Raw genomic sequence first — 25,217 nt, forward strand, 5'->3', positions numbered from 1 at the left:
AGAGAGTATTAGAGCAAGACGAGAGAACTAAAACCATGAAGGCCAAAACGATAAGCTTAATACTAATTTCCTTTGAAGTCTGGATTTCTCTTTTCTTTTAGAGCTGATAATCCTTCAAAATGATCATTCGTTCGCTGAGCAATCCCTTGATAAGCACTCATAAGATTTAAGTGAGATTCAAGATCGTCATGTGCAGCACGTTTCATCGCAGTTTTTGTTAATTGAACCGCAACTGGAGCATTGGCAGAAATTTCATTTGCAAATGCACTAACCGCTAACTCAAGGTCTTCACCAGTTACAATATTATTAACGAGTCCCATTTGCATGGCCTCTTTAGCAGTATAGATACGACCTGTTAAGTACATTTCCATTGCCTTAGTGTAGCCAACTTTTCTCGTAAGAAAGTATGGGCCTCCATCACCTGGAACAAGTGAGAGCTTACAGAAAGTCTCACCAAACTTAGCATCATCACTTGCCACTGCTAGATCACACATTGCCACAAGATCACAACCTGCCCCGATAGCACCACCGTGAACCATTGCTATAATTGGTTTTTGAAGTCTTTCAATGACTCTTGGAATATTTTGAATTCCTTTTGAATAACGATTTCTTAATTCAAATGATTCTCCAGCAAACATTCCCTTACGAGCAACCATTGCCTTGATATCGCCACCAGCACAGAAGTTATCTCCCTCGCCTCTTAAAACAATTACACGAATATCAGGATCACCATCAGCAAATGTTAAAACTTCAGTAAGAGAAGCAATCATTTTATTTGTGATAGCGTTGGCCATCTTTGTATTATCAAGACTTACCCATAGGGCCGCATCTTTCTTTTCGATTTTTAAATGTTCAAATTCGTAGCCGTAAATAGACATTACTTTCTTCCTTTATAAGCTTGAAAAAACTTAGACGGTGCTGTGTGACCGATTTTAGAAATGATAAATGAACTAGCGTCATGAAGTTTATCCATATCCACACCAGTTTCATAACCAAGTTTATGTAAGAGATTAACAACATCATCTGTTGCAACGTTACCGCTTGCCCCTTTGGCATATGGACAACCGCCAAGACCTGCCGCAGATGAATCAAAAACTTCGATACCTTCTTCAAGAGAGGCATAGATATTTGCTAACGCCATACCTTCTGTATCGTGAAAATGCATGGCCATTTGTTTTAAATCAAAATGACTAGCAATGAGTTTCGTTATTCGTCTAACCTGGGCCGGGTTAGCAACACCAATCGTATCGCCTAAAGAGATCTCATAGCATCCAAGATCCAATAATCTTTGAATACCATCGAGAATGGCCTTATCTTCGATATCTTTTTCATATGGGCAGCCAAAGACAGTCGAGAGATACCCTCTAACTTTCATGCCTTCATTGAGTGCGGCCTTTGCCACTTCGACTTGTCTGGCATGGGCCTCCTCAATCGTTGCATTGATATTCTTCTGGTTAAAAGTACTAGATGTTGCCGTGAACATACTAACTTCTTTTACCCCAAGATCTTTTGCAACCTCAAGGCCTTTGAGATTTGGAACTAAGCAAGGTGTTGCAATTCCTTTTTCCTGCGTAAACTTTAGCACCTGTGGATAAAGATCCGCAGCATCCTTCATTTGAGGAATTTTATCTGGACGAACAAAGCTTGTTACTTCAATCGTTGATAAACCTGTTTCACTAAGAAGCCTGATAAACTCAAGCTTATCTTCCGTGGCCACAAAATTCTTTTCATTTTGCAATCCATCACGAGGTCCTACTTCAACAATCTTAATTTTCTTAGTCATAGTTAATCCGAGTTAGTTTAATTCTACGAGGTCAACTCCACCATCAATAGTTTGGCCTTCTTGAACAAGTATAGCATCAATCTTTCCATCACGAGATGCCTTAACTGTATGTTCCATTTTCATGGCCTCCATAACAACAAGAGCGTCACCAATCTTTACTTCTTGACCGGCCTCAACAAGAACCTTCAGGATCTTTCCAGGCATCGGAGAGCTCATTTCATGGGCCTCACCAGTTGCGGCCCCAGAACGTTTTGCAACACTTCTTTTAATTTCAACACGCTTACTATTTACAATATAGGCGTCTTTTTGAGTTAAAATATGAAATGGCACTTCATTAATCCAAAGAGCATCCTCTTCAATATCAACAGCACTTGTAAAGCCTTCAAAACGAACAACTAAAGTACTTACTCCAGAGAACTTAAAGAATGCTTCAAAAGTATTTTCACCAAATTCATAGACTCTCTTTTCTCCAGCATCTCCACTCATTCTAAATGAATCAAAAAGAATATCATCCTTTAAGAAGTCATGAGCAAGTGCCGCAGCGATTTCCTCAGCATAGACTTCTGCAGGAGCGAGATCCGCTTCATATGTTTTTACAAAGTGAGTATATGTATTTCCTGCTAAGAATGCTTCATGTTTTAAGATTCTTACAAGGTAATCATTATTAGTCGTTAGACCTTCAAATGGAAGGTGGTTAAGGCCTGCAATCATAGTTCCAACAGCTTCGTTTCTTTCAGCTCCCCAAGTGATTACCTTTGCAATCATAGGGTCAAAGTTAACAGTGATTGAGTTTCCGTTCTTATAACCAGTATCGAGACGTACGCCATCAATAGCGTCTCCAATATACTCAAGACGGCCAATTGCTGGCATAAAGTCATTATCAGGATCTTCAGCATAAATACGACATTCAATAGCATGTCCTACTTGCTTAATATCATCTTGAGTAAAATCAAATTTCTCACCACTGGCGGCCATAAGCTGTAGTTCGACAAGATCATAACCTGTAACCATCTCTGTTACAGGGTGCTCTACTTGTAGCCTCGTATTCATTTCTAAAAAGTAGAAATCCTCTCCATCAAGAATTAACTCAACAGTACCAGCACCATGATAATCAATTGCAGTAGTGATCTTTACAGCAGCATCAGTCATGCGCTTTCTTAATTCATCACTCAATGCCATTGAAGGTGTTTCTTCAATAATTTTCTGGTGACGTCTTTGGATAGAGCACTCTCTTTCAAAGAAGTGAAAGTGGTTTCCATGAGTATCACTCATCACCTGAATTTCAATGTGGCGAGGGCTTGTTATAAATTTTTCAATAAGTACAATATCAGAGCCAAAAGAGCTTAAGGCTTCACGCTTACAACTTTCAAGTTCAGCAAGGAAATCTTTTGAGTCGTTAACAACTCTCATTCCTTTACCACCTCCACCGGCAGATGCTTTAACAAGAACAGGGTACCCCATCTTATCAGCTTCAGACTTTAGAAGTTCTGGTTCTTGATTTTCACCATTATACCCAGGAATAACAGGGACACCAATTTCGATCATCTTGTCTTTTGATCCCTTCTTATCACCCATTAAAACAATATGTTCTGGAGTTGGGCCAATAAAGATAAGGCCTGCGTCTGTTACTTTTTGAGAAAAAGTAGCATTTTCCGAAAGGAATCCATAACCTGGGTGAATTGCATCACAACCACTCTCTTTAGCGATCTGAATAATCTTATCCATATTAAGATAAGTTTCACTAAGAAGTTTCCCTTCTAGGTAATAAGACTCATCAGCGAACTCTCTTTGAGGAAGATTTCTTTCTTCAAAAGTGTAAAGAGTTACAGTTTTCATACCAAGGTTACGACAAGTTTTAATAACTCTTAGTGCAATCTCGGCGCGGTTGGCGATTAATACTTTTTCAATCTTCTTCATAAATATTATTTCCAGTTTGGTTTTCTTTTATCAAGTAGTGCAGTCATTCCTTCCTGACCTTCATCAGAAATTCTCTGCTTAGCAATAACTTCACAAGTGTAATTCATCATCTCTTCATCATTTCCAAGACGCTCTTTCACACCAAAGATAAGCTTCTTTGCAACTCTTTGTGCATTTGGTGCTACCTTGATTAATTCTTTTGCCATACTAACGATATCTGCATCGTAGTAGCGATCAAGTGATACTTTATGAATTAGGCCAATCTCTAGAGCACGTTTTCCATCAAATCTTTCCCCTGTCAGGAATAAGTGGCGAGCATTTGACTCTCCAATCTTTGCCATAACAAATGGAGAGATAACAGCTGGTACTAGACCTAAATTAACTTCTGTTAATCCAAATTTGGCACTTTCACTTGCAATAACAAAGTCACAACAAGCAACAAGTCCAACACCACCACCAAGGGCAGCTCCGTTTACTCGACCTATCACTGGCTTAGAAAGATTATTAATTGCATGGAATAGTCCTGCTAACTTTTTCGAGTCAGCAATATTCTCCTCCATCGAGTAATCTTTCATTTTCTTCATCCAATTAAGATCTGCTCCTGCGCAGAATGATTTTCCAGCACCAGTGAGAATCACAACGCGTACGCTATCATCGTTTTCAAGTGCTAGGAATTCTTCCGTTAGAGCTGCAATCATTTCATCATTGAACGCATTATGTACTTCAGGGCGATTAAGTGTAATAAAGCAAATCCCACTCTCTTCACCTGTTCTTATTTCTTTTGTAAATCCTGTCATAAAAAATCCTTTCTTATTTCCTACATTCTAAAGACACCAAACTTAGTTTCTTCAATTGGTGCTTGCTTACTTGCTTTTAGAGCTGCTCCTAAGATGTCACGAGTCTTGTGTGGCTCGATTACTCCATCATCCCACAGTCTAGCTGTTGAGTAATATGCACTTCCTTCATTTTCGTACTTATCTAGGATCGGCTGCTTAAACTTTGCCTCTTCCTCTGTACTCATTGGCTTTTCACCTTTGGCCTTAAGCCCATCTTGGCGAACAGTTGCAAGTACTCCAGCGGCCTGTTCTCCACCCATTACTGAGATACGAGCATTTGGCCACATCCATAAGAAACGTGGTGAATAAGCACGTCCACACATACCGTAGTTTCCTGCACCAAATGATCCACCAATCACAATAGTAAATTTAGGAACATTTACAGTTGAAACGGCCGTAACCATTTTAGCACCATGCTTTGCAATCCCTTCCGCTTCATATTTTGAACCAACCATGAATCCTGTAATATTTTGAAGGAAAACTAATGGAATATTTCTTTGACCACATAACTGAATAAAGTGAGAACCTTTAATTGCAGATTCAGAAAATAGAATTCCGTTGTTGGCAACAATTCCTACTCTCTCACCACAAATCTTTGCAAATCCACAAACCAGAGTTGGCCCATACTTTTCTTTAAATTCATGAAAGCGTGAACCATCCACAAGGCAAGCGATGATCTCACGAATATCAAATGGCTTCTTAGTGTCACGAGGAAGGATACCGTAGATATCTTCAGCGTCATACTTTGGCATTTCAAAGTTAAAGTCGTCCTCGTTTTGCACGAAGTTTGTATTTTCAACGATTGATCTCGTAATCGCTAGCGCATCCTCTTCATCTTCTGCAAAGTGATCAGCTACACCAGACTCACTCGTGTGAACTTTTGCTCCACCTAGTGTTTGGGCATCAACCTCTTCACCTGTTGCCGCTTTTACTAACGGAGGTCCACCTAAGAAGATCGTTCCATTATCTTTTACGATAATTGATTCATCGGCCATGGCAGGAACATACGCTCCCCCAGCAGTACATGAACCAAGAACAACAGCAATTTGTGGAATCCCTTGAGCAGACATTTGTGCCTGATTAAAAAAGATTCTTCCAAAGTGTTCTTTGTCTGGGAATACTTCATCTTGCATTGGTAAGAAGGCCCCACCAGAATCAACAAGATAAATACAAGGTAGACGATTTTCTCGTGCCACTTCTTGCGCTCTTAGGTGCTTCTTAACAGTCATAGGAAAGTAAGTTCCACCCTTAACAGTGGCGTCGTTTGCAACAAACATACACCATACACCGTGTACTTTACCGATACCTGTTACGATACCAGCGCTTGGAATATCCATGCCGTACATACCATTAGCAGCTAATGAAGATAATTCAATAAATGGAGATCCTGCATCGAGGATCTTATCAATACGCTCACGTGGAAGTAGCTTTCCACGAGAATGGTGACGAGAAACAGACTTCTCCCCTCCACCCATATGAGCATGTTTAACTTTGTTTCTTAATTCTTCTACATTTGAAAAATGAAAATTGAAATTTTCTCTAAAGTCGTCACTAGAGCGATCAACTTTAGAAACGATAGGTAGCGTCCCTGAAATTGTCATAGAAATTGCCTCAAACTTATGTAATAAAACTGAGCAATTTTATCTATTTATCAGGGATTTTGACAAGGCAAGGCACGTTATAACGCGCCTCGCATCGGTTTATTCTAAGAAATTATTCTGATATTTCTGCTGCATTGAGAAATTTTGAGTAGATACTTTCCTCCGAACTTACTTTTGAAGGCTCAGAAGCTATAGAACGACCTGCGTTATCTAGCTTTTTAATTTGATCAAACTCTAATTGTGGCCCTTCTAATTCAGGTAGCATCGCAACTTCATATAGTGCATCCTTTGACTGAGATAGAATGACATTACCATTATCGTCGTGACCGATGAAATATGTTTGTCCGTCAGCTAGAACGACACGGTTGCTTCCTTTTGAAATAGCATCTGCAACAAGTTTTCGATCTTGTTTGCCAATACGATTATCTGAAACAGATAGGACATCAGATCTTGCACTATTTGATAAGCTTAGCCCAGATGCCATCTCTTGTGGACCAAGAGCACTTGCAGCCGCGGCCATGCCTGTAGAAGCAGAGGCCCCAATACTTGCACCACCACCTCCACGGCCACCACTCGCACCAGCAGAAGCTTGCGCCCTAACCTGAGAATGAGAACTTGCAGGCCCTGCATAACCTGAAGCATGGACTCCATTATACGAAGCATCGTCGTTAAAGACCTGCTCACTTGCAGGGGATCTTTCTCTTTTCTTTGAACTTTCTTCATTAACAGCAAGTGCATTTTTTGCGACATTAGCTAATTGTTCTTTAAGTTCTCGTAGTTGCTTTCTAAGCTCTTGTGCTTCAGTGTCATCGTTAACATTAGTAGCAAGTTGATTTTCAATTTTCTCAACTTGATTTTCGATTTCTCTTTCTACTCTTTCATGTTTTGTATCTGTAGCTGAGGAAATTGTATTCGTTTGTACCTGTGCAACTTGGGCCTGTCCCATTGTTGTCATTTGCGACTCTGGATTGATCCCAGCACCTTGAGTATTTGTATACTTCTTATTTAAGTACTCGGCCGTTTTTGAAAAAGCTCCATCATCCACTGCATCTCTTGCTACATTATCAATACCTGAACTTGCCTTAGCACCATTATTAAAAGCATTTGCGAGTCCTCCTTTTTCATAAGACTCTCTAATTGAAGCAATTTGCTGTCCGTGACTTCCACGTACTTCATCAAAAACTAATGCTGGATCATAAGTCGAAGTAAAATTTCCATAACCACTTGCTACAGTTTGAGAAATTTCTCCCTTATCAACAGCGGAACAGTAGAAGTTAGCCGTTTCAATATTGTTACCACCAAATAACTCATTCGCCTCAGTAAACTCAACGGCAGAAACACTTTTCATTACATCATCAAAATTTGAAGGGTTACAAGTATATTCTAATTCTTCAATTCGACTCTCACACTCACTAATGACTTCTTCTTTCAAATCAGTTAAGTGATTCATTAGGGAATCAAAAATAAAATTCTTAGTATCAACACCCTCATTTTTAATTTCTTTTAATGCCTTCGTTACTTGCTCAAAGTCATCAGCATCACGAACCATTGACTTCATAAATTTTGATCCAAAGAATGATACGTATTGAATTAGGAATTGATCCTCTTCCTCAGCAGTAAAAATCTGATCGGCATAATCAAGACGACCTTCTTTCCCATTTGTTTGATAGTAAAGTGATCGACTTAGTTTATCTGTCTTTGCAATCTCTCTTTCTCTAAAGCTATAAAACTCACGACTAAAAATTTTATTATTATAAACGTAGGCCTTGAGGTCATCTTTGTAATACTTAGAATATCCTTCTCCACCAATTCTTTGTTCATTGAAACGAACGATAAAGAGATCAATGAATTGATTTCTCTTACTACCACCCTTTCCATCAAGGGCCACATTTTCTGCTGCAATTTTTTCATCGAAGTATTCATCGATATCAGAATTAGACCTCGTAAACAACTGGTTAAGGCGCTTCTTAGCTTCTCCTTCAGCATTTGTCTTCAAGAGGTTATCTAAATTATAGCCAATCTTCTTATCAATAGCATCTCTAACCTGAGGGCCAAAACAAGACTCAATCTTTTGACTAATTTTATCAATATCACTCTTTGTACATGTGAATCGATCAAAGTTTTTATCTCTAATAGATAACTTATGACGGTAACGCTCTAGTCTGCCGGCATTGTCTCTAATAAGATCAAGTAGATTGTAAACTCGACTCGCAACGATGGCAGAATGAAACTTATTCTTATAAGCTTCATCTGAATTAGGTATTAATGACTGCTCTTGTGTAACAGAAGTTGTCACATTACTTACGCATTCACAGTATTGCTTAACTTCAATTTTCTCTTTAGCACCTTCATTAAGGTCAACACTGTAGAGAGTATCTCGACATGCATTACCATATCTCGACATACTGATTTCCATTTGTGTCACTTGGTCAATTTGAGTATCTGCCGGAGAGGAGCTCTTACGATCTCCAACACAACCAGCCTTTGCTAAGGTCTTTTCCATATCGACAAATGGATCACTTGTTCCAAGAATACGATTTTTTCTAATTTCATTAAACGTATCTTCGTTTTGATCAACTTGTTCAAGAAGAAAAGTACCTGCATCGGCCACTACTGTATCGACTTGACTTAACATGAGTAGGTTTTGATGAATAGGTGCTGCGACAGAGCCAGTGCCAATACCAGCACCGAATACGCCAACAGCTTGGGTTGTGCTTTGTAGAGTAAATAATGTCGTTGTAATAAATATTTTAATTAATTTCATTTCCGTCCCGGATACCTGATCCATTTTGTCTATCGGTGGCATTAAGAATTCTCTTAAGTGACCAAAATTTATTGTACCCCTTCCTATCTTCAATATATTATGGACGCTAAAAATATATTTTCTAAATAGCTTTTTAAAACTTTAGATAGCAAGTGATCAAACTCACTGAATTCACGTGTACATTTGTTCAAAATCAAATAAATATCTTAGAATCAACAAAATACTCCTACGCCAATAATAGTCGTCGTTTCAACACTTTCTGTTTTCAAAAAAAGTTTAAAAAAAATGAAAAAAAACAAAAAAGGCCAGCATTTGCTGGCCCTTTCTATTGTTTAGAATGTGAATTTGATTATTCGTTAATTTCGGCAGCATCTAAGAATTTAGAGTAAATACTATCTTCACCTGGTGCTTTAGTTTCTTCACCTTCAGATGCAATTTCACGCTTTGGTCCATCTTCGGCCTTTGGTGTTGGCAATTGAGGACCTTCTTGTTCTGGCCCAGGTACACTTGCTAGAACCTCCTCTGCAGTTTCTGAAAGGATAACATTCCCATCTTCATCATGCCCGATATAGTAAACTCGACCATCGGCCAGAACAACACTATTACTTCCTTCAGCAATGGCCTTAGCAACTAATCGCTGATCACTTTTTGCAATATTATCTCCTGCCACAGCTCCAGAGTTTGCACGTGAAGACGAAGAACCGGATGTTAGTCCAAGACCACCAGTTGCCCCAAGACGGTTTATTCCACTCACTCCTGAACCCGCAGAAGAAATACTTCCTGCACCACTTGCACCTGAGTTAGTTGGTATATTAGAACCACCTGAAGCCTGCTGAACAGCTCTTGGAGAACCTGAAGCCGAAGTATCACGACGTCCTCCACCAAAACCGCTGTTGGCAGCAATATTAGACATTACTTTATTTCTTTGTGCTGCAATTCTCTTTTCTCTTTCAGGATCATCCGTAGGATCACTACTTTCGTTCTTTGATGTGATAGCAGAGTTAAGCTCCGCAATTTGTGCCTTCAGCGCAGCTAATTCGGCCTTAAGCTCAGCACTCTGACTTGCTTCATCAGTTGAAACTGCAGTTGAGCTTTGATTCTCTTCGATCTCTTTAGCAATCGCCTCTGCCTCATCCTCAACTCTTGATCTTACATCTTCAAGGGACTTTACAGAAGTCGTCGGATTTTGAATCATCGACTGTAGCGAGTTACTATCGATGACATTGGAGCTAGTAAAGCTTGAATTAGCGACAGCTGAGTTTGAACTATTGTAGCTTTCAAGAAATTGCGCAGCTTCATCAAAATTATACTCGCTTGAACTTCCATCATTTGCGACACCTGAGTCTTGTCCATTATTAATAATATCACCAGCAGTATTAGCTCTTTCAACAAAGCCTCCGAGGCCTCCATCTAATTTTGAATCGTCGTCACTCTTTACTTTATTAGTCGCAAGGCCAGTCGTTGGATCATATGAGCCTTTAATTTGCTCTAAGACTTTTTGTGAGTCCGAAACAACAGAGCTAGCAAGCTTGGCCGCATTCTCATTGGTAACACCCATATCTAGGGCAAGACAATACTTTCTTGAATTCAAAGAAACGTCTTCACTATTTGTATCATTAATCGCAACGAATTCTTCTAAAGAAAGAGAAGACATAATCTCTTTAGGACTACTGTTACAATCCTTTTCAAGGGCCTCAATTTTTTGACGACATGTTGCTCTTAATTCATCTTCGTGCTGATTTCTAATTACGTTATACATATCTCCCATCACTTTAGCGCCTTGATCATTTTTCGTTTCAAGAGCATTTAGAGCGTTTGAGATTTCAGATAGAGATGCCTTTGAAGAACCATCAAGTAGTCGTGGTAATGTTTGACTGGAAATTGATGTTGCAAATTGTAACATTAGCATATCTTCCTGAACTTGAGAGATATACATATTATCGACAAAAGAGCTTCCCCAACCATAACTTTTATTTTCTAAATTGGCCTTTGCTCTTAATGTTTTATCCGTTACATCAAGTTCCTGCTTTCTAAAATCTTGATAAGCTCCATACATAACAGGATCACTATAGATATACTTATTTAAGCGTGCCACATATGAACGAGGAAACCCTAAAGGTCCTCTTTTATGCTGGCTATATTCTAAGATAAAAATATTTGCGAATTCTTTTAGCTTTTCTTCATCAGTTGTGAACATCTGTCTTTGTCCACTAACATTTTTATCAATGTCTTCAAAGATTTGCTCTAAGCGATTCTTAGCGCGAGACTGTCTAGACGAGTTACCAAGAGCTGGAATCGTTGTCATAAAGTGTAGGCCAATCATATCATCCGAAGAATCAAGTTCCAGTTTCTTATCAATAGCATCACCAAGCCTTCCTGCAAAACAAGACTTAAGCTTATTACTTAGGTTTTCAATATTCTGCCCAGAGCAACTATACGGGTCATTCACATTGCTGTGCTTGTCAAATTCATCAAAACGAACTCTTGCGCTCTCTAAGAAGTCTTTAAATTCTTTGACTCTGTGAGCGACAACTTTTTCATAAATTTTATCAGAGAAGTTATCAATAACATCCTTCTGACCTAGCTCTTCTTCTTGTTCATCAGAATGAGTTATCTTATTTGCGCAATTACAGAATTTTTGAGGGTCAACTTTTGGTGTTATACTAAATGGATCTTCATCTATTGTTAAATAGTCATCAGAACAGCCTTTAAAACGGCTATCAAGCTTAAACATAAATGACTCAAGGAACTCACCATTCGTCCCTAGACGATTCTCAGAAATTGAATCATCACCAGTACAAGGCCTGTAGGCTTCATCAAAGCGAAAAGCAGTCGCATTATTCCAAGGATTGCTTCCAACGGCCACTGCAGAACTATGTGGATATTGTACTTTTTGCTTAAAAGTGAAAGGAGAATTCGATAATCCCTTTAGTGATTTGTCACCATCGTCATAATTCAATTCGATTAGATTATCATAACTAAAGTCGTCCATTGGATCTTCAATACGACTCATAAGACCAGTTTGAAGGAAGCTTGCACTGTAATACATCGGAGGAACTTTACTTCTAATTCCATCCCCACCTTCAAGCTCTCTAAGCTGTAGACGCTTAAGACGAATCGACTTCTCAAAATCATTATTCGTTTCAGCGATGTTATAGACTTGTTGAACAAGGACTTGTTGAACAGGGTCCACAGCATTGAATTGCCCACTTGCATTCACAACCGCATTACCAACCGCAGCGCCAAGCATGTCACCACTTTGATCAGCCACTCCACTAATAAGACCTGATTGTCCATTAGCAAAGCTTGAGTTAATCGTGAATAATAGGATAATCGATGATTTAACAACTTTCATTTCTTCCTCACATAGATTAATCTTCTTAATTTATCGGTTAATAAGTTTTATTTCTTTACTTAACCGACAATAAAGTTGACCACTCCCCTCTATCATTTTCACTTGAGAAAGGGTGTGAGTGAATAATTTTAATAAATTAGGTGCAAGATAATTTTTAGACCAACTTTAACTAGCTGATATCAAAGAATAATTTTCAATTGTAAAATTACTATTCACCAAAAACTGTGCAATTAATTGTGCCAATAAAATTTGCTTTTTAGCAAAGTCCTGGCCCAAACTCTTCCAATTTATTTAAGTGAGAGTCAATCGTCGCATAAGCATACTTGTGTAGTCTATCAGGAAGATCAGGATATATTGATTGAAAGATCTCTTCACGACTCTTGCCTTCTTCCAAGCAAGCACGGATTTGATTCTCTCTTTCAATTCGATGATCAAGAGTTTGCTTAATCTTATTGGTTCCCCCAAGGCAGATACCATGTGAAGGCATCACAACTTGTGGATTAAGATTAATGACATGATTTAGAGATTGAAAATATTCTCGCATATCTGAGCCTCGGCCACTAATTGTAACTGTTCCAATTGTTTGAATAAGATCAGATACAATCATCCATGAGCCGTCAGCACGAAGAAGTGAGCTCTGGCCAAAAGCATGCCCACCAGTTGTGACAAGCTTCACATCATGGCCACATGACGTTGTGATAATGTCACCGTCTTTATAAAATTTTACATCGTGGCCTTCAAAGTAGTCCTGTCCAAAGTCTTCAAGGAGATGCTCATAAGTTCCCTTAGACATGGAAAAAGGCAGGCTTAACTTTTTTGCCAACTCACGACTAAATTCGTGATGATCTGGATGGTGATGTGTTAGAAAAATTTCACTTAAGCGATGTTCTTTTAGCCCATAGATAAGTTTATCTAATTCTTTTTCATTCTTCGGAGAAGGATCAATAACAATTTTCTTTCCGTTATCATCTCCTATAACAAAGCAATTTGTACGATTTGCTGGAGGAAAAGTATGCGATAGAGGCATGTACTGACGTAGACCAAATAAAGGCTCAATCATTGGAACTTGCTTCTCTCCGTCATATTTTAAATTAGCATCAAGGAAGTCGACAGAATTAATATCTCGATCAAGATCCTTTAAAATTGTAATCATAGGAGGAACAACTAAAAGATGACCTTTCTTATATTCAGTAAAGGCCTCGTGGCAATTCATCCACGTTGCCTTGGCAATCTCCCCTTCATCAAAGTGAAAGGCTATTTCATCGATGGCCTTCTTATCTTTAACAAAGACCTTGAAGTAGTAATTTTCAAAGCGATGTGGATTAAAGTCCGGTGTTACTGCTAATGCATATTGTTTCACATCGCTAATATGTTCAGACTTTAATAGCTCATCAATATTTATATGAAGCTCTTCTTGAATTTCTCTTTTAAGAGCAAATAGAAGATAGTCATCTCCACCATTGACAACATCCTCTTCATCAACTTTTCCCCCAGGAAAAGAAGAATAGCCAGGAAAAGCTCTTAGGTAGTTTTGTCTCTTCATGATAAGGACTTGGTCCTCACAGATAAATATTGCTGAAACTGATTGCTTCAATTGATCTCCAACTCTTTAAATACTCTTTGTGCATTATTGTAGCGAACTTCCCTGTAACCTTTAATATTATCGAGAAGTTTGAGGGCGTGGTATTGACTATTTCTTGCCTCAATTTTTTGGATGCCATTAAATAGAAAATTTCTAACTTTAGCACTAATCTCTCTTTCCTTCTCGTGCCATGCTGGAAGAAATGAGCGTAATAATCTAAAGTGTCTCATAATTTTTAACTGCCAATCTTTTGGTGAAATATCAAATTCTATCTTCTTTCCAAAAATATCAAATGATGGGCGGTTAATTCTCTCTTTTGAATATGACTTTCCAAGGAAGCTATAGATCCCTTCTTCCATTTGTTTTAAAAATGGTGAAAGCATTAAGTGCGCAACCATAACTTCATCTTTTACGATAAAAGTCTTAGCAAGAACTCGTGTCGCAAGAACTCGATTCTCCTCTTTAACAATCGTTCCAATAGCTCTGGCACCTGAAATAAACTCAGTCGTCTCTTTTCCACGATTGTATATATACTGATCGTGAATTAGTTGAATTAAGTCCTTACGACTCATCCAATTAATATCAACGATGGCCTGATCAAGATGCTCTCTAAACTTATTAATAATATAATTAGAATTATGCCATGGAAGTAATGACGCCTTAATAGACTCGATTGCGAGATCAAGCGGGTCCTTACTTTTGATAACAAGATTCTTATACTTAGCCTCAAAGGCTTCAGTACCAAGCGAGGCCATTTCTCGCCCAAGCTTAAACGAAGCAATATTATTTTCAACCTCTGCAGGTTTCATTGATTTTTTGAGTGCACCAAGTAAATCGTCTTCTCCAAAAGGAACAAGGCCTAATTGGAATGCGTAACCAAGAATCATACTTGAAGCATAAACGGCCTTTCCAAAGAAGAGATCACACCACTTCTTAAGTGGCACAAGAATAATTCGATCATCACCCTTGCTTCTGACTTTTTCAATAAGCTTTGCTCTTGTTAAGCTCTCTTCACTCTCCCCTTTATCAAGAAGAATTGAAAGAGGCACTTGATATGAATCATCAAAAATGGCAACAGCATTTTCAGTCTTTAGAAATCCAAGTTGCCCAATACCATCTAAAAGGTCAGGGCTTAAGAGTACATCAGATCCACCACGTGGAGTAACCGCTCCCATTGACTTATCTTTGTGGCAAATTGACATATGCCCAGTTACATTCCCATTTCTTTGAGCAAGGCCCTTTTGATCCATAAATTTAAAATCAAGATCATTACGGCCGGCCATTTCAACACATGCATTCGCAATAATTTTAGAGATTGTAGTAATCCCTGAACCACCAACACCTGTTACAACCATTCGCCAAGTGTCTCCACTAGCAATGGCATCAAATGTCTTCTTCGTTTCAAACTCTTTAAGATCGTATGTTAAGTGAGAAAGATCACTATCTCGATACATTGTCGGGTGATAACCCTTAACGACAACTTTCTCAAAACTAGGGCAGGCCTTCATTTTTGTACAATAACTATCGGCCACACAAATAGTAGGATCAATTGCCATCTTAGTTCCGTAAGCATCCATCACTTGAGTTAATCCAGGACAACCTGTCTCTTCAATACAAACGCGGCAATCTTCACAAGCAGAAGTATTAATTTGATAGAAAGTTTTCTCAGTTAAAGACCCTTTCTGTTTTATCTGAGTTCTCTCCTTTGCTCTTACCTTTGCTTGGTAAGTAAGAGAACATTCTTTATTAGAAATAATTACCTTCACACCCTTTTGAACAACAAATTCGCGCATAAGGTTTTGGTAAAAGTAGCGATCTGATGGATTGACTTCCTTAGCAACCTTAACGCCAAGGTTTTGAACGATATTTAACATATCTTGCTTTGGCCTCTTACTTCCCTCTACGTTAACTTGAGAAGCAGGAGTCATCTGGTGCCCTGTCATGGCCGTATTATCATTATCTAAAAGAATATAAGTAATATCGTGATCAGCTTGAACTGAATTTGAAATATCTGTTAAACCAGAGTGGAAGAAAGTTGAGTCTCCCATAAGAACAACAGAAGGATTCTTTGTAAAAAGATCCATCCCAGCTCCAAGAGCACCACCTTGCCCCATTGCAGATAAGTTATGCATCTCTCCAAACGGAGGTAAGAATGAAAGCGAATAGCAACCAACATCTCCGTGAGTGATAAGGTCAATATCTTGGGCCTTAAGCCAACGACGAAGATCTTTTAAAAGAGAAAGAGTCTCACGGTGTGGACAACCTGGACAAAAAGTCGGAAGTCTTTTTGGAAGAATCTCTCCGAAATTTCTTTCTTCGAATGCCAATGATTTACATTGGCCAATTTCAAGATAGTCTTTCAGTGCTTCAAGTTTTTCACTGATGATCTCATAACTAAGCCCACCAAATGCAGGAAAGCCTTCAGAGTCCTTAAAGTCTTTACCAACAATATCAAGAGTCAGGCCATGCTTCTGACAAAGAGAGCGAATTTCTCCTTCAAGAAAGCCTCTCTTTTCTTCAACCACAACAAGTTTCTTTAGGCCTTTTAAGTATGGGACTAATAAGTCATCAACTAGTGGGAATGAAGAGGCAACTTTATATAAAGAGAAGTGATCAAGATACTCACCTTCTTCTAAGCATTGTTTAAGTGTTTCAAAAATAACACCACTTGAGATAAATCCAATATCTGCGTTCGATTTTCCAAAAACTTGGTCAAGGGCCATCTCTTTTAGAACGCTTTGTAGCTTAGGGAAACGCTCTTTAATCATGCTAATATCAGCAAGAAGCGAATTTGGTGGAACCATAACATTCTTTTGAAGATCAAAAGTTGAAGGATCGATATCAATCAATCCGGCCTCAATTGGAGCTTCATCGAAACACTCAACGCGTCCCCCACCTTCAGCTAAGAAAGTAGTTAAAAGCAGCCCCTGATAGAGACTTGTTTTTGATGAAATCTCTTTCGCTTTAGCAATCCAATCTTTTAACTCTTTCGGATTTGATGGTTCTAAAAAAGACATATGAAGATGCTTAAAAAGATACCTTGAGTCTGCTGCCGTTGAAGTAGACATTGACCAAGGGTCATCACCAACACAAATAACTGTTGCCGGATAAACTTCCTTTCCATCAACAATCTTTGGACGTGCAGGATTAGCAAAGTTACCAACAGATAGAGCGTCACTTGCTACATGAAGCCCCATTGACTTCATGGCCACAATACAATCACGTCCCGCTTGCTTTACACCGCTGGCCATCGCAGCAGCATTGGCCTCAGAGTTAGCAATCACAACACGGATGCCTTTATCGTGAAATTCTTTTTTCTTCTTATATAAGATATTAAAATAATCTGCTAACGGTGACCCTGGGTAACCAGTGTAAAGATTAAAACCAGCTTCAAGAGCACCTTGAATGATTAACTCATTCCCATTGAGAATTCTATATTGACTCATAATTCCTCTAAATTTAATTGAGGTGCAAGTATAGAATTTTTATTATGTTTTTTGACGAACCAAAGCGTCATTACTCAATAGTAAACACAATCTTTTTAGTATACGTATTTTGTCTCTTTTGAGGTTTGAATTGCCACTGTTTGGCAACGCTTAGAACTGCTTCATTAAAAGCTGTATAATCAGCTGACTTTAGGATCTTGGCATCGATAACCTTACCGTCAACACCCACCACGAGAGAGATTGTAACACTTCCTCCTATCGCAGACCTTCTGGCAGAACGTGGATAAATCGGCGCTTCAAAGTGTACGATTTGATTATCAAAGGTATTATTTGTCACAACCTGTTGCTGCTCAGATTTAACAGACTTCTTTTTGGCCTGAACACTTTTGCTGGGCTTTTGTTCAAGCTTCTTTTCTTTTATCTCTTCTTCATCTTTCTTACTAATAGCGTGTGCCTTAATTTGAATATCAATACCAATTCGCTCGCGCCTCATTTGCTGCTCACCCTTTCGAATATTTGAAAAGAAGATAACGGCATGAGTCACTAGACTTAGTGCAAAAAAGAAAAACCATAAACGATGCTTCATGCACATATCATAATGCATCTTGCTCCATTTGGGAAAAATCGTTAGTATCTTCCATACTCTATTCAAACAGCAAAATTTAAAGAAGGAAGTTTTTATGAACTCAAAAATTTCTCCAGAGAACCCACTTGGGGTTCTGGCCATTGACCACCTAGAATTCACATGTGACTCATTAGAGACGGCCACGAAAGAATTATTCTATACATTTGGTTTTTCTAAGACATATGAAAAGCAAAGTGAAAGCAAAGAGCTTTTCACTCAAGGGCAAGTTAGATTTCTTCTAACAGCACAAAAAGGTGGCCATGCAGAAAGTTATTTCAAGGACCACGGTGAAGGTGTTTCAACAATTTCATTCTTAGTAGAAGATTGTGAACACGCATATAAGACAGCAATGGAGCGTGGTGCAGAGTCACTACAAGAAGTTGTTATCACAGAAAATGAGCACGGTGTTTATAAGAGTGCTCGTATCAAAGGTTTTGGAGATGTTGCCAACGAGTTTATTGAAAGACCTCGCTCATTCTTCCGTCCAGAATTTACAAAACTTGATGAGGACCCAAAGGCACGTCCACTAGGCTCACGAGTTGCAAGAATTGACCACCTAACAAATAATGTTCCTAAGGGTGAAATGAAAAAATGGGTTGAGTTCTATGACCGTGTATACGGATTCAAGGTAACTCGTTACTTCGATATTAAAGGTTCAAAAACAGGACTTAACTCAGAAGTTGTTCAGCTTCCAAAGGGTGAAGTTATTATTCCAATCAATGAGCCAAAAGAAGCCGGTGGAAAGGACCAAATTCAAGAATTCCTTGATCGTCACAACGGTGCAGGTGTTCAGCATATTGCTCTAACTTGTGGAGATATTCTAACAACAGTAAAAGATTTAAGAGAAAGAGATATTAAATTTCTCGATATTCCTCACTCGTATTACGAAGGTATTTCAGGACGTGGGATTAATGTTACAGAAAGCCTAGAAGAGCTTGAAGACCGTCAACTTCTAGTTGATGGAGATGAAGAAGGATACCTAATCCAGAACTTCACTGATACATATGTTGGTCCGCTATTTTTTGAATTTATTCAAAGAAAGAATCACAATGGATTTGGGGAAGGAAACTTCCAGGCCCTCTTTGATGCCATTGAAAGAGATCAAATGGCCAGAGGATACCTGGATTAAACTAATTACTTAATACAACTGAAGATGCTTTGTTTTTGAAAAGATCTCGAAGCAAAGCATCTTTTATCAATTGTCATATCTGACCAAGCTTTATAAGCACGATCGCGAATTGAATTGATCACTTCAACAAATCCTTCAAGGACTTCGTATTCTGACTTATCAGAACATTCAAAGAAGAAGTTCTCGCAAATAACTTCTTTAGAAATGATAATATCTTCTCGCTCTGTATTAATAACAATATGGGCCTCATGAAAAGGGCGAAAAGATTCAATTACGTGCGCACGCACATCTCTTGGTGAAACTTCTAAGGCAAATGACGCCTGAATTGCCATTGCTACTAGAATTAATTTGATTAATATTTTCATTTTCCACTCCGGGATTAATTTTTTTAGATGCGGCAATATAGACGAAAATCTAAAGGCAATGTTTATTATTGAAAGTATTTCACATGGCGTCATTAAAAACTGATATTTTCCATTAGATTAAACTAATATATGGTTTTCCTTTATCTAAACCACTGAAAATACGTCAAAAAATGACTCAACTAGCCTATTCAAAAGGCCCTTCATATCCCTACAATATTGATTTAATTAACTAAAATTTAAACAATACGACACAACTTCAAAGAAAGGATACTTATGTACAAGTTAATCGCCATTTATAAAATTCCAAACGATATCGACGCATGGGAAAAGCACTATGCAGAAGTTCACACTCCACTTGTAAAGAAAGTTCCAAGCATGAAAGAGCTACGCTTAAACCGCATCACGGGAACTCCTCGTGGAGCAAGTGACCTACACGTTATCGCAGAAATGGTATTTGAAAATAAAGACGACTTTAAAGCAGGTATGAGCTCTGAAGAAAATATGGCATGTGGAAAGGATCTATTTAATTTTGCTAAAGAGATCGTTTCAGTTCACTTCGCTAAAGAAGAAGTCATCACTCTTTAATAAGGAAAATTTTAATGAGTAATATCCTTTGTGAATTTCCATATAACGGACACGAGCATATCGCCCTAGTGAAGCTTAATCGCCCTAAGGTTTTGAATGCTCTTTCAACAGATCTAATGAGAGAGTTAGTTGATAAACTTTTCGAACTTGATGATAACCCACAAGTTCGTGTCATCATTCTAACTGGTGATGACCGCGCATTTGCCGCTGGTGCAGATATTGCACAAATGGTTGAAGCAACTCCAATTGATCAAATCAATGATAATCGCTTTCGCTCTTGGCAACAACTTGCTCAAATCACAAAACCAATCATTGCGGCCGTAAACGGCTTCGCTCTTGGTGGTGGTTGTGAGTTAGCGATGCACTGTGATTTTATCATTGCAGGAGATAGCGCAAAATTTGGTCAACCAGAAATTAAAATTGGAACGACTCCAGGTGCTGGTGGAACTCAAAGACTAACACGTGCTCTTGGAAAATCGAAGGCCATGATGCTTGCCATGACAGGTGAAATGTTTGGGGCAAAAGAGGCCATGGATTGGGGACTCGTTGCAAAGGTTGTTCCTAGCACGACTCTACTTCAAGAAACTTTTGAGATGGCAAAGAATATCGCAAATAAAGCACCTGTTGCCATTAAGCTTATCAAAGAGTCTGTTAACAAGGCCTTTGAAATGAGCTTAAGCGATGGTGTTGATTTTGAAAGAAGAAATTTTTATCTCACATTTGCAAGTAGCGACCAAAAAGAAGGAATGCGTGCCTTCTTAGAAAAGCGCTCACCAGAGTACAAAGGAAATTAAAATGTCTGAGTTTAAAAATATTATTATCGAAAAAGAAGCCTTCACAGGTGTTATCACAATTGACCGTGAAGAAGTTTACGGTGCTCTATCAAAAGAGGCGAAGTTAGAAATTATTTCTGCGATCCGTACACTAAATAGAGATAACGAAGTTGGCTGCATTATTCTTGCTTCTAAAGGCAAAGGATTTTGCACAGGCCAAGATCTAAATGATCGCACTGTACAAGCGGGTGAAAAACCAGTTGATCTTGGAGTCACTCTTGAAACAGAGTGGAACCCACTTGTAAATGCAATCAAAAACTCAAAGAAGCTTGTTATTGCAGCAGTTGAAGGCGTCGTTGCCGGGGCTGGCGTATCTGTTGCTCTTGCCTGTGACTTAGTTGTAGCAAGGCCTGGAATCAAGTTTGTTTCAGGTTTTTCAAAACTAGGACTTTGTCCAGATGCTGGCTCAACTCATATGTTTACTCAAGCACTAGGGCCAAAGAAAGCGATGGAGTACTTTCTCTTCAATGCTCCCTTAACTAGTGAGCAATTAGAGAGCGCAGGCCTTATTAATAAAGTCAGCGAAGAGGCATTAACTGATGCGAAAGCTTGGGCAGGGCAAATTAATGCCATGGCACCTCTTAGTGTGAAAGCAATTAAAGAGAATATTGGTGTTGCAATTGACAGCACTTCTAAAGAATCAATGGATCGCGAAACCGCATATCAGAGATTCTTAGGAAATAGTGAAGATTACAAAGAAGGCCTATCGGCATTCTTTGAAAAGAGACAAGCAAAGTTTTTAGGAAAATAGTATGAAGGGTTCCCGCAGACTTTTACGTAAGCATGGCATCACTAAGTGACGCTTTGCTTACGTAAAAGTCTGCTGGAACCCTAAAAAAAGGAGGCCATATGGCAGCAAGAGAATACACTCAAGAAGAATTACAATTATTTGAAGACATTCAAAATGGTAAGAAATTTGATAAGGGAGATGAATTACCTCCTCTATATAAGAAGGCCCTAAGAAACCTTCTATGGATGCAACACGATTCAGAATACTCTGGAGCGCTAGGATATGCACCATGGATTGAAAAGGCACCAACGATGCAAGAAAAAGTTGTTGTTGCTCAAATCGTTAAAGATGAAATGAGACATGCTTCTGTTTGTTACAGACTTCTTAAAGGTCTTGGTGAAGATGTTGACTCACATATTGAAAAGTCAGAACTTGGATTCAAGATGCCAGAAGACGAAGCACAAATTGGATTCCAAAGATTAAAAGAAGATTACCGTGTAAATATCTTCTACTACGGTATTAACTTTTGGGAAGACTTCATTCTATTTAACTTCCTAATGGATAGGGCCGCAGGTCACCAGTTAGAAGACACTCTTGATTCAAGCTACCTTCCTTGGAAGAAAGGAATTGAAGGAATCTATAAAGAAGAAATCATGCACCTTGCACACGGAGATAAGTGGATCAAGATTCTTGCTGAAGGTGAAAATAAAGAATTTCTACAAGAAAGATTAAATATCTGGTGGCCACGTGTAATGAATGTCTTTGGTTCGACTAAAGGTCGCTCAAATGACCTATACGTAAAACTAGGTCTTAAAAAGAGAACAAATGCAGTTGTTCGCGATGTTTTTGTAAAAGAAGTAGAAGAGCTTTGTCAGCAAGCTGGACTTGTTCTTCCTGTTTACGACGAAGACGCACAACCACAAAGGTAATAATTTAATGAATATAAAAAGTGTACTAGTTATTGGTGCAGGAACTATGGGGCGAGGAATCGCCCAGTGGTTTTGCCAGCATGGTGCTAAGGTTGAACTAGTTGACCAACACCTAGAGATGGCCCAAGCAAGTGGTGATCTCATCCACTCTTCTTGGGATAAATTACAAAGCAAGGCCAAATTTGACGAAGCAGAAGTTGCTGCATTTAAGAACAATTTAAGCATCGTTGAAATGAAAGATCATCAGGTTGATCACGACCTTGTTATTGAAGCAATTGTCGAAAACCTTGATATCAAAAAACAAGTCTTTGCACGCCTTGATGAAGTTATGAAAGAAGAAACAATATTCTCTTCAAATACATCATCAATCCCAATCACAAAGATGGCAAAGGACCTATCAAAATCTCGTCGAGAGAAATTTCTAGGACTGCACTTCTTTAATCCAGCAACAATTATGAAGCTTGTGGAGATTATCGAAACACCTTGGAGTTCAAAAGATTGTGCTCACGCCCTTTATGATTGGTTTGAACGCTATGGAAAAAAACCTGCTCTATGTAAGGACTCTCCTGGCTTTATCGTTAATCGTGTGGCCAGAAATTTTTACGGCGAAAGTTTTCACCGCCTAGAAAATTATGACCAAGAGCAGGTCGCAGAAATAGATCGTGTCATGAAAAATGTTGGTGGTTTTAGAATGGGGCCATTTGAATTAATGGATCTTATCGGAATTGATGTCAACTATGATGTCACGCAGTCTGTATGGGCCTCATACTATTATGAACCTCGTTTTAGGCCACATAAAATTCAAAGAGAAATGGTTGATAGTGGCCGTATTGGACGCAAAGTAAAAGAGGGGTTCTATCGTTATGAATAAAACAATTTTAGTAAGTGATAACCACCCTCTTTATAAGAATGTTCTTGGAAGTGAATTTCTTTCAATTGTCGTTGATCCTTATAGTATCAACACACTTGATGGTGTTGACTTCGATGAAACAGACTTCGTAATTGACCTAACGTGTTTTGATCGCAATTCAAAGATGGATCTCTATGAACATCTCGACATCGTCTTCGGAGGGCCAATAGTCTCAGATCTTACAGTAAACTGGGGTGAATACCTTATCGGACAATATGAGAATGTACTTGGTGCAGTGGCGGCAGCTTTCTATTCGCCAAAGAGCTGCTTTGAATTCTATATGAAAGACGACGTTATTGAAGAAGCAACATTTGATGTTTTTAAAAAGCTTGGCTTTGACTTAGAAATCGTTAACCACATTGGTATTGGCTTTACTTATCCAAGAGTAATTTCTCAAATTATAAATGAAGCATACTTTGCTAAAGAAGAGGCCCTTGCCTCAAATGCTGATATTGATAAGGCAATGAAGTTTGGAGTAAATTACCCTCTTGGCCCATTTGAGTGGTCTGAGAAAATTGGCGTTGAAAAAATCTTACTTCTTCTTGAAGAGTTAAGAGAAATTACAGGTGATGCACGTTATCGTCCATCACGACTATTAAGGATGAATCTATGAGTTTAAATAATAGAGATGCATATATTGTATATGCCAAGCGAACTCCAATTGGAAAACTAGGAGGTAGTCTTGCTCACCTACGTGTCGATGACATGCTGGCCAACCTATTTCGTGACTTTTCTCAAAACTTTGATTTTGACATGAAAGAAATTGACGATGTGATCGTTGGTTGTGCAAATCAAGCAGGTGAAGATAACCGCAACCTTGCACGTATGGCCGCACTTCTTGGAGGTCTTCCTTTTGAGGTTCCAGGAGTAACTCTTAACCGTCTTTGTGCTTCTTCACTTGATGCTATTATCGATGGTTGGTCACGTATTAACTTAGGGATGGCAGATTGTCTTCTGATAGGTGGAGCAGAGAGTATGACAAGAGCACCTCTTGTGATCTCTAAAGGATCAACTCCATTTGGACGAGACTCGCAAATGTTTGACACAACTTTTGGTTGGCGATTTCCAAATAAGAAAATGGAAGAAATGTTTCCCCTATTAGGAATGGGACAAACGGCCGAAGAAGTTGTAGCAAAGCTTGGAATCTCTCGAGAGGATCAAGACCGTTTTGCACTGGCCTCTCACCAAAAAGCTTGTCAAGCATGGGAGAATGGAGACTTTAACGACGAAGTTCTACCTGTTGAAATCAAACTAAGAAAACAAACTTTAACAGTAGAAAAAGATGAAGGGCCTCGTCCTTCAACGACTTTAGAGGCATTAGCTGGTCTTCGTGCAGTCTTTAAAAAAGATGGATCAGTTACGGCCGGAAACTCGTCAATGATGAATGACGGTGCAGCTTGTGTTGCTCTAGTGAGTGAAGACTTCTTAAAGCGTCACGACCTAACTCCTCTAGTAAAGCTAACTGGTGCGGGAGTGAGAGGAATTCATCCAAATATTATGGGACTAGGTCCTGTCGAGTCGACAAAGAGACTAATGGATAAGTTTGGAAAGAAGATTTCGGACTTTGATGTTGTCGAACTAAATGAAGCCTTCGCATCTCAATCACTTGGTTGTATTCGCGAACTAGGCCTTGATGAATCAAAAATTAATCTACGTGGTGGAGCGATCTCACTTGGACACCCTCTTGGATGTTCAGGAGCGAGAATTGTAACGACACTTACTCATATCATGAAAGACAATGCAAACCTTAAACAAGGTCTTGCATCAATGTGTGTCGGAGTTGGGCAAGGTGTTTCTTTAAGTGTAGAGAATTGTAAATAGGAGCAA

19 protein-coding genes are annotated in these 25,217 nt (G+C 38.8%); 8 read left to right on the forward strand and 11 right to left on the reverse strand.

From position 1 onward, the window contains the following. Positions 1 to 62 precede the first annotated feature (62 nt). From ABMA78_RS00920 to ABMA78_RS00965, 10 genes are all read right to left on the reverse strand, one after another. A complete protein-coding gene (locus ABMA78_RS00920) occupies positions 63 to 878 on the reverse strand; it encodes an enoyl-CoA hydratase-related protein (RefSeq protein WP_392856131.1) in 816 nt (271 codons plus the stop codon). Beyond that, a complete protein-coding gene (locus tag ABMA78_RS00925; protein WP_392856133.1) occupies positions 878 to 1,783 on the reverse strand; it encodes a hydroxymethylglutaryl-CoA lyase in 906 nt (301 codons plus the stop codon). Before ABMA78_RS00925 ends, ABMA78_RS00920 begins: the two co-directional genes overlap by 1 nt. Before the next feature lie 12 nt (positions 1,784 to 1,795). After that, positions 1,796 to 3,700, reverse strand: coding sequence for an acetyl/propionyl/methylcrotonyl-CoA carboxylase subunit alpha (locus tag ABMA78_RS00930; RefSeq protein WP_392856134.1), 1,905 nt, complete (start codon positions 3,698 to 3,700; stop codon positions 1,796 to 1,798). Between the two features lie 5 nt (positions 3,701 to 3,705). Next, positions 3,706 to 4,497, reverse strand: coding sequence for an enoyl-CoA hydratase-related protein (locus ABMA78_RS00935; RefSeq protein WP_392856137.1), 792 nt, complete (start codon positions 4,495 to 4,497; stop codon positions 3,706 to 3,708). Between the two features lie 20 nt (positions 4,498 to 4,517). Beyond that, positions 4,518 to 6,137, reverse strand: coding sequence for a carboxyl transferase domain-containing protein (locus ABMA78_RS00940; protein WP_392856140.1), 1,620 nt, complete (start codon positions 6,135 to 6,137; stop codon positions 4,518 to 4,520). Between the two features lie 112 nt (positions 6,138 to 6,249). Beyond that, the gene (locus ABMA78_RS00945; RefSeq protein WP_392856143.1) at positions 6,250 to 8,901 is read right to left on the reverse strand and encodes a hypothetical protein; all 2,652 of its coding nucleotides are present in this window, start codon (positions 8,899 to 8,901) and stop codon (positions 6,250 to 6,252) included. A gap of 349 nt (positions 8,902 to 9,250) precedes the next feature. Continuing rightward, the gene (locus tag ABMA78_RS00950; protein ID WP_392856145.1) at positions 9,251 to 12,256 is read right to left on the reverse strand and encodes a coiled-coil domain-containing protein; all 3,006 of its coding nucleotides are present in this window, start codon (positions 12,254 to 12,256) and stop codon (positions 9,251 to 9,253) included. 256 nt (positions 12,257 to 12,512) lie between these two features. Further along, positions 12,513 to 13,850, reverse strand: a complete 1,338-nt coding sequence (locus ABMA78_RS00955) for an MBL fold metallo-hydrolase (RefSeq protein WP_392856147.1) — start codon at positions 13,848 to 13,850, stop codon at positions 12,513 to 12,515. Continuing rightward, positions 13,847 to 17,284: a thiamine pyrophosphate-dependent enzyme gene (locus ABMA78_RS00960; protein WP_392856149.1), complete on the reverse strand. Its 3,438-nt coding sequence runs from the start codon at positions 17,282 to 17,284 to the stop codon at positions 13,847 to 13,849. Before ABMA78_RS00960 ends, ABMA78_RS00955 begins: the two co-directional genes overlap by 4 nt. 70 nt (positions 17,285 to 17,354) lie before the next feature. Further along, the gene (locus tag ABMA78_RS00965; protein WP_392856151.1) at positions 17,355 to 17,870 is read right to left on the reverse strand and encodes an energy transducer TonB; all 516 of its coding nucleotides are present in this window, start codon (positions 17,868 to 17,870) and stop codon (positions 17,355 to 17,357) included. 94 nt (positions 17,871 to 17,964) lie between these two features. Here ABMA78_RS00965 and hppD point away from each other — a divergent pair, with 94 nt between their 5' ends. Next, on the forward strand, positions 17,965 to 19,038 hold the full coding sequence (gene hppD / locus ABMA78_RS00970) for a 4-hydroxyphenylpyruvate dioxygenase (RefSeq protein WP_392856154.1): 1,074 nt from the start codon (positions 17,965 to 17,967) through the stop codon (positions 19,036 to 19,038). Between the two features lie 5 nt (positions 19,039 to 19,043). Here hppD and ABMA78_RS00975 read toward each other — a convergent pair whose 3' ends face one another. Then, the gene (locus ABMA78_RS00975; protein WP_392856156.1) at positions 19,044 to 19,403 is read right to left on the reverse strand and encodes a hypothetical protein; all 360 of its coding nucleotides are present in this window, start codon (positions 19,401 to 19,403) and stop codon (positions 19,044 to 19,046) included. A 273-nt stretch (positions 19,404 to 19,676) separates the two neighbouring features. Between ABMA78_RS00975 and ABMA78_RS00980 the strand changes: the two genes are divergently transcribed. The 7 genes from ABMA78_RS00980 (at position 19,677) to ABMA78_RS01010 (ending at position 25,211) form a co-directional block, all read left to right on the forward strand. Next, entirely contained in the window at positions 19,677 to 19,988 is a 312-nt protein-coding gene (locus tag ABMA78_RS00980) for an EthD family reductase (RefSeq protein WP_392856158.1), read from the forward strand. A 14-nt stretch (positions 19,989 to 20,002) separates the two neighbouring features. After that, positions 20,003 to 20,782, forward strand: a complete 780-nt coding sequence (locus ABMA78_RS00985) for an enoyl-CoA hydratase-related protein (protein ID WP_392856160.1) — start codon at positions 20,003 to 20,005, stop codon at positions 20,780 to 20,782. Between the two features lies 1 nt (position 20,783). Beyond that, on the forward strand, positions 20,784 to 21,572 hold the full coding sequence (locus ABMA78_RS00990) for an enoyl-CoA hydratase/isomerase family protein (protein WP_392856163.1): 789 nt from the start codon (positions 20,784 to 20,786) through the stop codon (positions 21,570 to 21,572). A 98-nt stretch (positions 21,573 to 21,670) separates the two neighbouring features. Next, positions 21,671 to 22,480 (forward strand): Phenylacetic acid catabolic protein, encoded by an 810-nt coding sequence (locus ABMA78_RS00995; RefSeq protein ID WP_392856165.1) that lies wholly within the window; start codon positions 21,671 to 21,673, stop codon positions 22,478 to 22,480. Between the two features lie 7 nt (positions 22,481 to 22,487). Next, complete coding sequence (locus ABMA78_RS01000) at positions 22,488 to 23,351, forward strand: 3-hydroxyacyl-CoA dehydrogenase NAD-binding domain-containing protein (RefSeq protein ID WP_392856168.1); 864 nt, start codon at positions 22,488 to 22,490, stop codon at positions 23,349 to 23,351. Continuing rightward, positions 23,344 to 24,003 carry a 3-hydroxyacyl-CoA dehydrogenase family protein gene (locus ABMA78_RS01005; protein ID WP_392856170.1) on the forward strand — a complete coding sequence of 220 codons (660 nt, stop codon included), beginning with the start codon at positions 23,344 to 23,346 and terminating at the stop codon, positions 24,001 to 24,003. The genes ABMA78_RS01000 and ABMA78_RS01005 overlap by 8 nt, the downstream gene beginning before the upstream one ends. Continuing rightward, on the forward strand, positions 24,000 to 25,211 hold the full coding sequence (locus ABMA78_RS01010) for a thiolase family protein (protein WP_392856172.1): 1,212 nt from the start codon (positions 24,000 to 24,002) through the stop codon (positions 25,209 to 25,211). The genes ABMA78_RS01005 and ABMA78_RS01010 overlap by 4 nt, the downstream gene beginning before the upstream one ends. The last annotated feature ends 6 nt before the right edge of the window (positions 25,212 to 25,217 follow it).

It is taken from the genome of Halobacteriovorax sp. RZ-2, assembly GCF_043196685.1.
Taxonomy (GTDB): Bacteria; Bdellovibrionota; Bacteriovoracia; order Bacteriovoracales; family Bacteriovoracaceae; genus Halobacteriovorax_A.